Genomic DNA, 12,568 nt, shown 5'->3' with positions numbered 1-12,568 from the left:
CGCGAGTCTGCACTTTTATTTTGCAAGATACACTGCCCCTTATCTCGATTAAGGGGAGTTTATTTAATCCGTTTTTAGCCGCACTGATACTTGGCTTTTAGGAGCTTTTTTTAAATGGCTAAAACCTACAAATTTTTTGCCTTCTTCATCCCATAGGCGGAACTTTAACGACTTCAGACTTGTTGCCAGTGTAATGGTCGGAACGTTTTGCAGTGGTTCAGTGCTGTTATGTACTTCTTCAAGCTTATAGTTTGGGACTCTCGGGCTTAAATGATGAACATGATGGAAACCGATATTGCCTGTTAGCCATTGCATGATTTTTGGCAGCTTATAAAAAGAGCTTCCTTCCACTGCTGCTTTTATATATTCCCAATGCTTATCTTCTTCAAAATAAGAATCCTCAAACGTATGCTGGATATAAAACATCCAAATTCCGAGGGATCCCGATACCATAAAAATTGGCGCTTGAACCAGCAGGAAGTTTTGCCAGCCGATAGCCCAACATAAAAGTGCTGCCAAAGCGACGATCCCCAGGTTCGTTACATACGTATTCATCCGTTCTTTGCGTTTTGCCCCTTTACGATTAAAACGATTGGTCACCCCGAAGACGTAAATCGGCCCAATAATAAACATGACAAACGGATTTCTGTACAAACGGTACATGATTTTTGTCTTGGTTGAGGCTTCCTTATACTCCTCAACGGTCAGTACCCAAATATCGCCTGTACCGCGTTTGTCCAGGTTGCTGCTTGTCGCATGATGGACAGAGTGATCGTGTGCCCAATGATCAAAAGGATGCAGAGTCAGAATTCCTGTTATTGTTCCAAGGATTCGATTCGCTCTTCTGTTCTTAAAAAAGGAATAGTGGCAGCAATCATGGAAGATGATGAAGGTTCTCACTAAAAACCCTGCCGCAACGACAGAAATTGCTAATGTAAGAAAATAAGAAATCGACAAGCTCTTATATGCCAAAAACCATAACAGAAAAAATGGTCCCAATGTGTTAATGATTTGACAAATACTTTTTTGTAAATCGGACTTTTCGTAAGGGGTAACCAGTTTTCTCAAAGTCCTTAGGTTTTCTTTACTCATATATTAAAGTTTCCCCTTCCTAATGTTCTTAAGCTCAGTATAGAAAACGTTTTATTCCCTTTGAAGTCCCAGCTGTCATACTCCATATATGATACGTATCATGGTTTTGTTATAACTCGCCAGCCAGCTAAGGATCCTTTTCAAAAGCTGTTAAATGAATCGGTTTTCCTATCCCTCTGTAAAATGATTGGAAATGTAAAACTGATTTCCAGCTTAATTAAATCTTAATTAGCAGAGACAGCCAGGAAACAAAAGTCGTATAAAGATTATACCCATCTCTTTATCGGACCAAACTCTCTCCTGTTCCCCCATGGGAATCGATCTATTTAGACCGTGAACCTTGATTGAGGAACAAACTTTACAATTGTAGAATATGGATTGATTTTTGAGTGTCAAAATAAAGTAAGCTGGAAGACCTTGAATTTCCTAGTTGCTTAATTCAAAAGGCTTTGGAATGTGGTAATGAAGAAAAGGAAGATGATTTGAGATCAAGTTTTATTTTTTTGAGCATATTGGCAAATGGGGGTAGACAATGAGTAACGTTTGCAAACATCTGCAGAAATAAAGCTTTACCAGTGAACAGCCCTGTTTTTAGCACTTAAATAAGAATCAGCTGAGCTTTGTAAAGAAATCTTTAACAATCAATAATGAAGTACGATTAAGCAAAGAAAAAGGGCTGAAGGCACTCGTGATTCATTTTCAAGGTGTTTTCAAACCATCGTTAATGAAGGCCTCTTATTCTGCATTTTTAACAAATAATGCCATAAATAAAACAATAATATTAATTTGCATTTATTTCCGTTTCATGTTAAGATAAAGAAGAATTATTTTTGTTCGTGTAAAGGATAGTATGAATATTGACTTTTCGTCTTGATGATACTTTGGGCAGGGATAGTAATTAAAATGTGTGGTAACGCACTAGGAGGCAACAAAAATGGAACAAGGTACAGTTAAATGGTTTAATGCAGAAAAAGGTTTTGGATTTATCGAACGTGAAAATGGAGACGACGTATTCGTACACTTCTCTGCAATCCAAGGTGACGGATTCAAATCGTTAGACGAAGGTCAAAAAGTAACGTTTGACGTTGAGCAAGGTGCTCGTGGAGCTCAAGCTGCTAATGTTCAAAAAGCTGCTTAATCTTAAATGTTTATAGAAAAACAGGCTCTTAATATAGGGCCTGTTTTTTTGCGTTCTCTGTATAATACTCAAACTCAATAAAAAACCCTACTCAACGTTCGAGTAGGGAGATGTTACAAGGTAATAGCAAAAGATTTAACGCTTCAAAGGTTTGTTTATAGTATAACATACTAGATTGACAATATGCGGAATGTATATAAATTATTTATTTTTCTTTTCGAATACAACTACATACTATTCTTTCTTTTTTCACTAACCTGTGGGAATCGGTTTATTTCGACCGTGAACCTTGATTGAGGAGCAAAACATTACAAGTAAGGAAATACTACCGTAAATATGGATTGAATGTTGTGTGTCAAAATGATTAAAAGGCTTTGGAAAGTGGTAATGAAGAAAAGGAAGATGATTTGTGGTCCAAGTATTCTTGGCAAACGGGACTAAACAATGAGTGACAGTTTGGAGACGTCTGTAGAAACAAAGCTTTACTAGTGAACAGCCCTGCTTTTAAAAGAATATCTTGCACTTGAACAAGAAACAGCTGAGCTTTTTAAGAAATTTTTTAAACAATCAATAATGAAGTACACACTCGTGATTCATTTTCACGGGAGTATCAAACCGTAGATATTAATAAGCCCTCTTAGATCATGTTACAAATTCGATACGGGATTATTGACATTTTTTATTTCGCTTACCGCTTCTGCACAGTATCCACACCTTTATCAAATATGCCATGATTAAAACGATAATATGATTGCCATTATTTCCGTTTCGTGCTATGATAAAGAAAGATTATTTTTGTTCGTGTAAAGGATAGTATGAATATTGACTTTTCGTCTAGATGATACTTTGGGCAGGGATAGTAATTAAAATGTGTGGTAACACACTAGGAGGCAACAAAAATGGAACAAGGTACAGTTAAATGGTTTAATGCAGAAAAAGGTTTTGGATTTATCGAACGTGAAAATGGAGACGACGTATTCGTACACTTCTCTGCAATCCAAGGTGACGGATTCAAATCGTTAGACGAAGGTCAAAAAGTAACGTTTGACGTTGAGCAAGGTGCTCGTGGAGCTCAAGCTGCTAACGTTCAAAAAGCTTCTTAATCTAAACTCGTTGATAAAAACAGGCTCTTAATATAGGGGCCTGTTTTTTTGCGTTCTCTGTATAAAACTCAATAAAAAACCCTACTCAACGTTCGAGTAGGGAGATGGTACAGGTAATAGAAAAAGATTTAACGCTTCAAAGGTTTCTTTACAAGTATAACATACTGGATTGACAATATGCGGTAATGTATATAAGTTATTTATTTCTTTTCGAACACACCTACATCTTATTAGGAAGCAAACTTTCACGAAATGTTAAAAATAATAGCCAACTCTACATGTGTCGTGTACCAACCGCCAAAAGCGCCACGCTAAACGGGAGTCAACCATGATCATTCCGACACTCTTCTTTTTTTAATTCATGACCAGCAGTAAACAAAAAGGATCATTCCTTTTCGTAAAGAATCATCCTTTTCTTCGTTCATTCAACAATCTTTATGTATTGTTGATTAATTAAAATAACAGCTGGTCCATCTACAAAAATTCCACCAACTTCAATTTTTTCATAAGACGGATCCTTATTAGAAGTAGGTTTCTTTAACTCGTGACTGTCGCAGTGGATATAGAAATTCTAGATAAGAGGGGAGATTGATTGATTTTTTTTCTAGAAATAATCAATTAGATATACCTAACACAATGAAAGCCCTACCTCTCTTCCATCCTTACGGCTCCTTGTCCGTGCCAGTGTGAATCAGGTACAAAAATCAAGCGATTATTTTTCGAATTTTTTGATAAAACTTCAAATGTTCGTAGAAGAAATGTAAATCATAAAACTGGATTAGATTGTAGGTATAACAAAAGAGGTTAATGTTCTAAAAGTAAGTTGAACGTCTTTGAAATGATTTACTTTTAATCATGATATTCCTGAAAAATTCAGAATGTTTTTGGAATGTAATATCAACCTTAACAGAAGCTTTTTATTTGATTTTCAGTGATTCCTTTAATTACTTCCAGTTCACTGATCAAAAATTCATATGCATTATCCAACATTTTTTTTTCGCTTGAATTAAGTGTTTTTTCTTTCTTCATACGCATTAAATCACGTACGACTTCAGCACCTTCGAGTATTTCACCCGTTTTTATTTTGTTCGTGTTTACTTGATACCTTTGTTTCCACGGCAGTAACCTATCTGATTCTCCATGCTGAAAAATGTGTATAATGCGTTTTAATGCAAGTATATCAGTAACTGGTCGTATACTTGAACTCAATATTTTACGTGTTGGAATCATAACTGTCATATTACTGATTGACATTTTTATGACATAGTACTGTTGTTTTTCATCTAAAAATTCTTTTTCTTCTATGGCTTCAATTATACCTGCTCCGTGCATTGGATAAACAATGTTATCGCCAATTTGAAACATATTATCCACCTCCATGTATGGTAACCTTCTTAAGCTTACCATACATGGAGGTGGATAATCAAAATATTTAATAATAACATGATAATATTTTTGTTGTCAATAACTTTTTTTAATAAATCAGATCAAGCAAAAACAATACGGAACGTGTATTATTTCCAATAAAGGAAAGGTCAATTGGTCCGTGTATATCCTGAAACCTCGACTAATTAACATAGATCAGTTTTTCGTTTTAGCTATGAGACTTCTTCGGCTTTGTCAATTCGAAACTATGTTGCACCATATCACCTAGAGTTTCTTTCGAGAGGGCACCATCTAAAATAATGGTATTCCAGTGGTCTTTATTCATATGATAACCGGGTTTCACTTCCTTATAGATGCTGCGCAGAAAATTGGCGCGCTCAGGTTCGCATTTAAGATTGATGCATAGATGACCATCTAGATTAAAGATAAGCGCAAACAACTTTTTATTACCTTTGTGACGCATCACAGTCCATCCTTCACCAAAAGGGTAGTCTTTATAGGTGTCTGGATAAGACAGGCAGTAATCAATTATTTCATTCAGAGTCATAATAAGCCACCGCCATTATAATTTATGAGTATAGATAAATGAGCCAATGATTCCAAGATCATTATATATCAAAGTAAAATCTGTTTTAATCGTTTTGACTATTAGGTGTTAATATAAGAACGTCATGAAGTTACTTCTGTATGATCTGAATAAGGTTGCCGCATGTATCGTCGAAGACAGCTATTGTGACTTCTCCCATTATGGTCGGCTCCATAGTGAACTTCACGCCTTTTTCCATTAATCGTGTGTACTCTTTTCGTATATCTGTAACGCCAAACATTGTTGCTGGGAAGCCCTCGGCGAATATCTTCTTTTGATACTCCTTAGCAGCAGGATGTTCATTCGGTTCGAGTGAAAGTTCGGTTCCATCTTGATCATCTTGAGAAACAAGTGTTATCCACCTGAATTTCCCCATAGGAACGTCTTCCTTTTTTACAAACCCCAGCTTTTCTGTATAAAACTCCAGTGCCTTGTCTTGGTCTTGTACGAATATACTGGTAACAATGATTTTCATACTGTTTTTGCCTCCTTTGATATTTATGACGCATGATACTGGCTGCAAGCAAAACAACCCACACATTTGTCAGAAGTCCTGTTCCGACTTTTTTCAAAGTGTCTTATGTATATTATATGAAACAAACGTATTTCTCCATGAATTATGCAAATCGTGCACTCAACATTTTTGGAGTGTAAGAAACTGTCCAAATTATACGTTGCCAATTTATTGTCGCAGGAAACCTGATCGATTCTTTAGAAAATATGAAAGAGCTTAGGAACAATTTTTAAATTCTTTGAAGCTGCAAAGAAAAACGTAAAGCATTGCAATGTCACATATGAATATAATGTGGTTATTTACTATTATGTAAATTTATGTCTAAATAGTAAGTGGTGATAAATATTATTGATAGCTGCGTTTTGACTGCATATTTTTTCATTAAATATATAAAGTGGTTATGAAAATGAAAAAAGGCAGGATACCCGTTTATAGTCACATTTATAAAAAAAGGAGTCATAACGATGTTAAAAAGATTTTTTCTGGTTTTACTCACACTGATGATGTCTATAGTTGTTATACTAGTGGCTGCTAAAGATTCCCCTGGAGATAATGTCATTTCATTTGATGAGCCTATGATCTTAATGATATCCATTGGGATCGTTGTATTTTTATTCATCCCTCCATTAGCCATGTCCTTTTTTGGCAACATGGTTGTAAGAATAATATCTGGAGTATATCAATGTTTTATCGTTTTCACTTTTCTGGGGATGATTCCAATTGGATTTCTTATTCCCAATGGCTTTTTGACCATTCTTGTTTCTGTTTTAGGAACGTTAGTCAGCATAATTAGTGTTGTAGTAACCTTATTAATTGATAGGAATAAAGAAGTTAAATCTTAATAGAATAGTTGCTTTTATTGAAAAGCTTTATCCCTAATGTCGAGGAAAGAGGCCTTCCATTGATCACCAACATGATCGTGATAAAATGCTGTTCCTTTGCCAGAGAACTCATTGTCATGCAAATCAGCAACAGTCTCCAATGCTTTTCTTAGCTTTATCATTTGATTTTTCAAATTCTTTATAATCTTTTGCTCGATTTTAAGCTTCAGATAACAAAGAATCTGCTTCAAATCCTTTCATTGGTCCAATCTTTTCTATGAGTTTATATCCTAATGTTACTATTAATTATTCATATTAGAATATAATAAGTTTACATCCTATTTATTACATAGAAAGATTGGAGTTAAAAATGAAAAAAAGTAAGTTTATTTTAACAATTATTTTTTCTGCTGCACTGTTAGTTTTTTTAGCATGGTTTATTTATGCTGGCAGCCACCAACCTCCTATATTGAAGGGTAATTCAAAAGATGGAAAATGGAGTGTTATCTATTCTCCTGAAAAAGACATAGATCTTGCAAGGCAAGACTTATGGGCGGTTCATATTACATGGAAAAGGGATTCTGAGTTTTCAGTAAAAGAGGTTGTGTTTAAAGAAAATGGTGTTGTTGAGGCATCAGGTGACGCAACAGATGAACCAAAGAATGCAAAAGAAATAGCAGTAGCGATAATGGCAGATCCACCAAATACGACCAATGATTATCAGGTAGAAGTCACTTGGGAAGAGAATGGGAAAACACAAAAAGACATTATTCAAGTAAATAAAGAAATCAAACGGTCATTTGTTATTCCTAATGTAATAAAAAGAATTTTAAGTTTAGGATAAAGCTAAAATACTCTCATAGGAATAGAAAAATATTCAAATCAAGTAAAAGCGTTTGCTTTTTTCTTGTTTCATCTTAATTTTTCACCTTAACTGAGGGTTGTTCCTAAGTAAACATCAATGATACCAAGGGCTTTGACTGCCTTGGTATTTTTTTGTGCTTGTTTTGCAATTGTCTACTGCCGGACATACCTAACCTGTAAGTCATTTAAACGGTCAGCAGTTTCTCTTTGTTTGTTGGGGAAACATAAACATCTATTGTCGTTGTTATAATAGCTTGTCCGAGTCTTTTTTTATTGTTGCATAAACTTCGTCTTAAGCTTAATCTATGAATACATATAAAGACGGAACCTATATCATTGCTGATAGGAGAATAAAACAAATACCGTGATGTCAAAAATACCAATTAAGGGGAAGGGGATGAAGAAAAATCAAGAGCGTGATGGGCGAAGAGCCGATTAAACCGGTGAATCTAACGTAATGAAAAAACAAACTGTTTGGAAAAGAGGGGGTCCTGATGACAAATAGCAGAACGAATCCTAAGGTTGATGAATTTTTAAGTAAAGCTGAAAAGTGGAAGGAAGAATATGAGCGGTTGAGAAATATCGTTCTTGACTGTGAGCTGACTGAAGAATTTAAGTGGATGCATCCTTGTTATACGTTTCATAAAAAAAACGTCGTTTTAATACATGGATTTAAAGAATATTGTGCGCTTCTGTTTCACAAAGGCGCCTTGTTACAGGATCCTCATGGGATTCTCATCCAACAAACGGAGAATGTACAGGCGGCGCGCCAAATTCGGTTCACCAATGTTCAGGAAATAGCTGAAATGGAACCCATCTTGAAAGCTTATATTAATGAAGCCATTGAAGTTGAAAAAGCCGGTTTGGAGGTGAATATTAAAAAGAATACGGAATACATCATTCCAGAAGAACTTCAACATAAATTCGATGAAATCCCTGCCTTGAAAACGGCTTTTGAAGCATTGACCCCGGGACGGCAAAGAGCATACATTCTTTATTTTTCTCAAGCCAAACAATCCAAAACTCGAGAGTCAAGGGTTGAAAAATATATGAAGAAGATTCTCGATGGAAAGGGATTAAAGGATTAGTATATTCGTCAGGAAGGCATTTTGCTAAGTGAATTTCAATGAACCTACATGAAAGAAGCATTGAAGGGTGAAGGCAACCGTGATACCAAGAATTTTGAGTCCCTTGGTATTTCTTGTGTCAGAAAAAAATACAGAGGGGCGGTTCAATGCATGAAAGAACCGTCCCTTATTTTGTTTGGCATTTTCGTTAGAATAAAACGATTACTGATTAATGAATAGCCATTATGTCAATGAGGCGTTTTATTTTTTCACTGTCTCCTGTATCAACGTGCACTGTTTTTACATTTTTTATTATATCCTCAGTCACTTCCCGCATTACGCCTTTACTTACATCATCAGAGGAATCCCAGCGTAAAGGAACATTGTATACTTTAATGTTGCCATCGCCATTACCGCTATAAGTTACTGATCCATCCACTAAACGAGAGCCTGCTAACTGGATAACATCTTCCGGATAGCCAGCACTGGTGTCATCATTCGGATTGATTGGTTCGCCAGCCGAAATATGTCGAACATTCAGTTCATCTATCTCTTGATTTGCTCCAAGCTGCAACCAAACTCTGGCATATTCGATTTGCTCAGAAGAATATTCCGCCAATACATTGTCTTTTTCGCTGTTCGCCTCGTTTTTTGCTCCTTCTGAAGAGGTTTCTTGTGATTCATCTGTTGAGGATTCTTTTGAAGCATTTTCATTTGAATCATTTGTTGCGGATTCTTTTGATCCTGTTGTTGTCTCTGATTCATCCTTGCTTATTTGGTTGCTATCGTCAGTCTCATTATTATTTTCTTCAGATTGTAAAGCAGAATCATTATTTGATTTTTCTTCCTTACCGCCCGTACATCCAACGAGCAATAAGACGAGCAGCATCAGGACAACATTGCAATAAAAAATATTTCTCAGTTTCTTCATTATTTCATCCCTCACCATTATCAACAGCCTTACATGCTTTTCTTAGCTTAATCAGTTTTTTATAATCTTTTTTTCGGTTTTCAGCTTCAGATAACAAAGACTTAGCTTCAAATCCCATCATTGTCCAATCCTTTCAGTTAGTTATATCTAAATATTACCATGGAATAGATATGAAAGTTCGAAAAAATTGTTCAAGGAGAGGTAACGAATGTTAGCTCAATCGAATAAATCTAGACAGCTTTTTGAAATGATGGCCACACTGTATGCGGGTGACTTCATTGAGGAATCCCCTATCTTATCTTTGTGGTCTAGAAACTGCGAAAATAAAAAAACACTTTCTCTTTACATGAAGCAGACTATATTGAATGCTTTTTATTTTTGTCATCATGTGGTGATGTACTAGAGTGTGTGAATATGCGGTCTAATATTTGTTCTGTAAATGGCATAAAGGCATTAAGGATTATTCCTCCTAAACAAACGGTTAATAAAGTCCCTACGCCAACTGGCCCATTTAAAATCATTGCAACTATCAAGAATACGACATAAATGAACGTTCTCGAAAAAAAGATATTTGTTCTAGTTAAGTCTTTAATGATTAATGTTAATCGGTCAACTGGAATTGGTGCAAAATTTGTGTGCAAATAGGTTGCAGTTCCTAATCCTATAACGACTAAGCCGATTCCAAAACAAATCACTTTGCTGAACCATAGGTCAGGTGTTATCAAATTGTGCAATAAAAAAAGCCACATATCAATCCCAATCCCCGTTAGAAATGCTGTTAACATCCCCAAAACTTCCGGTCTTTGTCTATTTAAAATTGAATTACAGCATATCAATATGAACGCTATTATGATTTCCCAGCTTCCCACTGTAAGCCCCACATTTTTAGACAGTCCTACCACAACTGCATCAAAGGGTGAAGTTCCAAGGTCTGATTGGATAGTGAAGGAAATACCAAGGGTTAAAATGAAAATTCCTAATACATAAAAAGTATATTTCACTTTACTCGACCTCTTTTTTGTTATTTTTATTGCAAATACAACAAAGTTAAGATATATTCAATATAAGTCATTTTTGTTGTATTTGCAACAAAGATATGCACTAAGGAGGTCATGATGAAGGAAATTCTTCGCGAAATCGGAATGATTGCCAGGGCATTAGATTCGATAAGCAATATAGAATTTAAAGAATATAACCTCACAAAAGGGCAGTATTTGTACCTTGTCCGAATATGTGAAAACCCAGGAATCATTCAAGAAAAGTTAGCTGAAATGATTAAAGTAGACCGAACAACCGCAGCTCGTGCGATAAAAAAACTCGAAATAAACGGTTTTATTGAAAAGATGGATGATGAACATAACAAAAAGATAAAAAAACTCTTTCCAACAGAAAAAGGGAAAGATGTGTTTCCCGTTATAAAAAGAGAAAATGATCATTCGAATAGTGTCGCATTAGCGGGGTTTTCTGAAAAAGAAGAAGAAACCATTTTTCACCTTCTTCAAAGAATGAGAAAAAATGTAGAAGTTGACTGGGAATATGTAAAAAAAGGGAACAAGAGAGATTATTAATTTTAAAAGGAGCATATATGAGCATGAGTGTAAAACTAAAAAAGTGCAGCCTTGAAGATTTAAAAATACTCCAAGAAATAAGTATTGAAACATTCAATGATACATTCAAAGACCATAATTCACCTGAAAATATGAAAGCTTATTTGGAAAGTGCGTTTCATTCTAAACAGTTGGAAAAGGAATTATCTAATATCTCTTCACAATTCTTTTTTGTTTATTTTAATCATGAAGTCGCTGGATATTTAAAGGTCAATACCAATGAGGCTCAATCTGAAGAAATGGGTGATGAATCACTAGAAATCGAGAGGATTTATATCAAGAACAAATTTCAAAAACATGGCCTTGGTAAATACCTGTTCAATAAAGCTGTGGAAATTGCGCAGGAATCTAAGAAAAAGAAAATCTGGCTAGGCGTATGGGAAAAAAATGAAAATGCTATTGCTTTTTATGAGAAAATGGGGTTTGTTCAAACTGGAGCCCACTCTTTTTATATGGGTGATGAAGAACAAATAGACTTTATCATGATCAAAACACTCGTATAACTTTTTATGAAAGGCGGGTTTATATGTATATTCCAAAATACTATAAGGTAACAAATGTCGATGACATTTGGGACTTTGTTCAAAACAACTCATTTGGCACAATTGTCACGACAGCCCAAGGGAAACCAATTGCAACTCATTTGCCATTGCAGTTAATGAAAGAGGGAGATACTTACTATATAACGGGGCATATTGCTTATGGGAATCCTCAATGGAGAACATTTGAAACCTGTGAAGATGTGCTTGTTATGTTTCAGGGACCGCACGCTTATATCTCTTCCTCTTGGTATGAAAAGGAAAACGTCCCAACATGGAACTATCAAGCCGTACATGTATACGGTACAGCCAGCATTTTGAACGAAGAAGAGTTAAAACATGACCTGACAATGCTGCTGCAAAAATACGAAAAACACCGTAAGAATCCAGTTTTATGGGATAAGCTTTCGCCTCAGCTCTTAGAAAGTCAGCTGAAAGGTATTGTCGGATTTAAGATGAAGGTGGGAGAAATTCAGGCTTCATATAAATTAAGTCAGAACCGAAATGAAAAGGATTATATGAATATCATTGATCAATTACGACATGAAGGAAATCCAAATTCAAAGCAAATGGCAGAACTGATGGAAAAGCGATTAAAAGATGAAATATAAGTCCACTTTTATTAGCGAAATTTGGATTAATGAATAGTAATCAAATTTTTGATTCTACAGAGCCTTCAATTCGTGTGAAAGTTCAAGGAACACTTGCTGTTTTTAGCAGAGGCTTCTGGCGGGGCTCTTTCGGTTTTCTAATCACAATTCATAAAAACTTATAGAAATGGCGAAAATGAATATACGGATTGTAATGAAAATTAGCTTTCAGAATGAGGGCTTGTTAGTGAATAACCCGTGAAGGTTCAAGTCATCTCGGCCGCATCCCAATGATACCAAAGGTTTAACTGCCTTTGGTATTATTTTTTT

15 protein-coding genes and 3 pseudogenes are annotated in these 12,568 nt (G+C 35.3%); 9 read left to right on the top strand and 9 right to left on the bottom strand.

What is annotated here, in order from left to right; translation table 11 throughout:
- Window positions 1-63: 63 nt before the first annotated feature.
- On the bottom strand, window positions 64-1,092 hold the full coding sequence (locus H7F27_RS18115; RefSeq protein ID WP_101860328.1) for a Delta(5) desaturase DesA: 1,029 nt from the start codon (window positions 1,090-1,092) through the stop codon (window positions 64-66).
- A 934-nt stretch (window positions 1,093-2,026) separates the two neighbouring features.
- On the opposite strand from H7F27_RS18115, the gene cspC (H7F27_RS18110) reads away from it, so the two are divergent.
- Window positions 2,027-2,230, top strand: a complete 204-nt coding sequence (gene cspC, locus H7F27_RS18110; RefSeq protein WP_010333136.1) for a cold shock protein CspC — start codon at window positions 2,027-2,029, stop codon at window positions 2,228-2,230.
- An 899-nt stretch (window positions 2,231-3,129) separates the two neighbouring features.
- Window positions 3,130-3,333 (top strand): cold shock protein CspC, encoded by a 204-nt coding sequence (gene cspC / locus H7F27_RS18105; RefSeq protein ID WP_010333137.1) that lies wholly within the window; start codon window positions 3,130-3,132, stop codon window positions 3,331-3,333.
- Window positions 3,334-3,754: 421 nt separating this feature from the next.
- Here the strand turns inward: cspC (H7F27_RS18105) and H7F27_RS21090 are convergent, their stop codons facing one another.
- The 4 genes from H7F27_RS21090 to H7F27_RS18085 form a co-directional block, all read right to left on the bottom strand.
- Entirely contained in the window at window positions 3,755-3,895 is a 141-nt protein-coding gene (locus H7F27_RS21090) for a BC1881 family protein (protein WP_103672005.1), read from the bottom strand.
- A 341-nt stretch (window positions 3,896-4,236) separates the two neighbouring features.
- Window positions 4,237-4,698 carry a CarD family transcriptional regulator gene (locus tag H7F27_RS18095; RefSeq protein WP_024120328.1) on the bottom strand — a complete coding sequence of 154 codons (462 nt, stop codon included), beginning with the start codon at window positions 4,696-4,698 and terminating at the stop codon, window positions 4,237-4,239.
- A gap of 229 nt (window positions 4,699-4,927) precedes the next feature.
- Window positions 4,928-5,266, bottom strand: coding sequence for an MmcQ/YjbR family DNA-binding protein (locus H7F27_RS18090; RefSeq protein WP_024120329.1), 339 nt, complete (start codon window positions 5,264-5,266; stop codon window positions 4,928-4,930).
- A 130-nt stretch (window positions 5,267-5,396) separates the two neighbouring features.
- Window positions 5,397-5,780, bottom strand: coding sequence for a VOC family protein (locus tag H7F27_RS18085; protein ID WP_095714154.1), 384 nt, complete (start codon window positions 5,778-5,780; stop codon window positions 5,397-5,399).
- A gap of 89 nt (window positions 5,781-5,869) precedes the next feature.
- Between H7F27_RS18085 and H7F27_RS18080 the strand changes: the two are divergent.
- A pseudogene (locus tag H7F27_RS18080) lies at window positions 5,870-6,078 on the top strand (tetratricopeptide repeat protein); the annotation flags it as partial.
- Window positions 6,079-6,283: 205 nt separating this feature from the next.
- The gene (locus tag H7F27_RS18075; RefSeq protein WP_181000326.1) at window positions 6,284-6,661 is read left to right on the top strand and encodes a hypothetical protein; all 378 of its coding nucleotides are present in this window, start codon (window positions 6,284-6,286) and stop codon (window positions 6,659-6,661) included.
- Window positions 6,662-6,717: 56 nt separating this feature from the next.
- Here the strand turns inward: H7F27_RS18075 and H7F27_RS20970 are convergent.
- A pseudogene (locus H7F27_RS20970) lies at window positions 6,718-6,901 on the bottom strand (T7SS effector LXG polymorphic toxin); the annotation flags it as partial.
- A 109-nt stretch (window positions 6,902-7,010) separates the two neighbouring features.
- Between H7F27_RS20970 and H7F27_RS18070 the strand changes: the two are divergent.
- Entirely contained in the window at window positions 7,011-7,484 is a 474-nt protein-coding gene (locus H7F27_RS18070; protein ID WP_185848260.1) for a hypothetical protein, read from the top strand.
- A gap of 514 nt (window positions 7,485-7,998) precedes the next feature.
- On the top strand, window positions 7,999-8,592 hold the full coding sequence (locus H7F27_RS18065) for a YdeI/OmpD-associated family protein (RefSeq protein ID WP_185848259.1): 594 nt from the start codon (window positions 7,999-8,001) through the stop codon (window positions 8,590-8,592).
- Between the two features lie 208 nt (window positions 8,593-8,800).
- Here H7F27_RS18065 and H7F27_RS18060 read toward each other — a convergent pair whose 3' ends face one another.
- The 3 genes and pseudogenes from H7F27_RS18060 to H7F27_RS18050 all read right to left on the bottom strand — a co-directional run bounded on the left by H7F27_RS18060 (window position 8,801) and on the right by H7F27_RS18050 (window position 10,503).
- Window positions 8,801-9,502, bottom strand: a complete 702-nt coding sequence (locus H7F27_RS18060) for a hypothetical protein (protein ID WP_185848258.1) — start codon at window positions 9,500-9,502, stop codon at window positions 8,801-8,803.
- Between the two features lie 22 nt (window positions 9,503-9,524).
- Window positions 9,525-9,623 (bottom strand): annotated as a pseudogene (locus H7F27_RS21170) (hypothetical protein); the annotation flags it as partial.
- Between the two features lie 235 nt (window positions 9,624-9,858).
- Window positions 9,859-10,503 (bottom strand): YczE/YyaS/YitT family protein, encoded by a 645-nt coding sequence (locus H7F27_RS18050; RefSeq protein ID WP_095714158.1) that lies wholly within the window; start codon window positions 10,501-10,503, stop codon window positions 9,859-9,861.
- A gap of 114 nt (window positions 10,504-10,617) precedes the next feature.
- Between H7F27_RS18050 and H7F27_RS18045 the strand changes: the two genes are divergently transcribed.
- From H7F27_RS18045 to H7F27_RS18035, 3 genes are read left to right on the top strand one after another with little or no spacing between them, the layout of a single operon-like run.
- A complete protein-coding gene (locus H7F27_RS18045; RefSeq protein WP_095714159.1) occupies window positions 10,618-11,070 on the top strand; it encodes a MarR family winged helix-turn-helix transcriptional regulator in 453 nt (150 codons plus the stop codon).
- A gap of 23 nt (window positions 11,071-11,093) precedes the next feature.
- Window positions 11,094-11,612, top strand: coding sequence for a spermidine/spermine N(1)-acetyltransferase (locus H7F27_RS18040; RefSeq protein WP_185848257.1), 519 nt, complete (start codon window positions 11,094-11,096; stop codon window positions 11,610-11,612).
- A 23-nt stretch (window positions 11,613-11,635) separates the two neighbouring features.
- On the top strand, window positions 11,636-12,259 hold the full coding sequence (locus H7F27_RS18035) for an FMN-binding negative transcriptional regulator (RefSeq protein ID WP_185848256.1): 624 nt from the start codon (window positions 11,636-11,638) through the stop codon (window positions 12,257-12,259).
- Window positions 12,260-12,568 lie beyond the last annotated feature (309 nt).

The sequence above is a fragment of the Bacillus sp. PAMC26543 genome (assembly GCF_014250375.1).
In the GTDB taxonomy this organism is placed as follows: Bacteria; Bacillota; Bacilli; order Bacillales; family Bacillaceae; genus Bacillus; species Bacillus halotolerans.
The sequence above is the reverse complement of the archived record's forward strand: the minus strand, read 5'-3'. Positions and strand labels throughout refer to the sequence as shown.

Bases quoted from the DNA above. Each gene is read 5' to 3' on its own strand.
- H7F27_RS18070 (WP_185848260.1), top strand. From the start codon at position 7,011: ATGAAAAAAAGTAAGTTTATTTTAACAATTATTTTTTCTGCTGCACTG.
- cspC (WP_010333137.1), top strand. From the start codon at position 3,130: ATGGAACAAGGTACAGTTAAATGGTTTAATGCAGAAAAAGGTTTTGGA.
- cspC (WP_010333136.1), top strand. From the start codon at position 2,027: ATGGAACAAGGTACAGTTAAATGGTTTAATGCAGAAAAAGGTTTTGGA.
- H7F27_RS18065 (WP_185848259.1), top strand. From the start codon at position 7,999: ATGACAAATAGCAGAACGAATCCTAAGGTTGATGAATTTTTAAGTAAA.
- H7F27_RS18090 (WP_024120329.1), bottom strand. From the start codon at position 5,266: ATGACTCTGAATGAAATAATTGATTACTGCCTGTCTTATCCAGACACC.
- H7F27_RS18075 (WP_181000326.1), top strand. From the start codon at position 6,284: ATGTTAAAAAGATTTTTTCTGGTTTTACTCACACTGATGATGTCTATA.
- H7F27_RS18045 (WP_095714159.1), top strand. From the start codon at position 10,618: ATGAAGGAAATTCTTCGCGAAATCGGAATGATTGCCAGGGCATTAGAT.
- H7F27_RS18085 (WP_095714154.1), bottom strand. From the start codon at position 5,780: ATGAAAATCATTGTTACCAGTATATTCGTACAAGACCAAGACAAGGCA.
- H7F27_RS18060 (WP_185848258.1), bottom strand. From the start codon at position 9,502: ATGAAGAAACTGAGAAATATTTTTTATTGCAATGTTGTCCTGATGCTG.
- H7F27_RS18115 (WP_101860328.1), bottom strand. From the start codon at position 1,092: ATGAGTAAAGAAAACCTAAGGACTTTGAGAAAACTGGTTACCCCTTAC.
- H7F27_RS18035 (WP_185848256.1), top strand. From the start codon at position 11,636: ATGTATATTCCAAAATACTATAAGGTAACAAATGTCGATGACATTTGG.
- H7F27_RS18095 (WP_024120328.1), bottom strand. From the start codon at position 4,698: ATGTTTCAAATTGGCGATAACATTGTTTATCCAATGCACGGAGCAGGT.
- H7F27_RS18040 (WP_185848257.1), top strand. From the start codon at position 11,094: ATGAGTGTAAAACTAAAAAAGTGCAGCCTTGAAGATTTAAAAATACTC.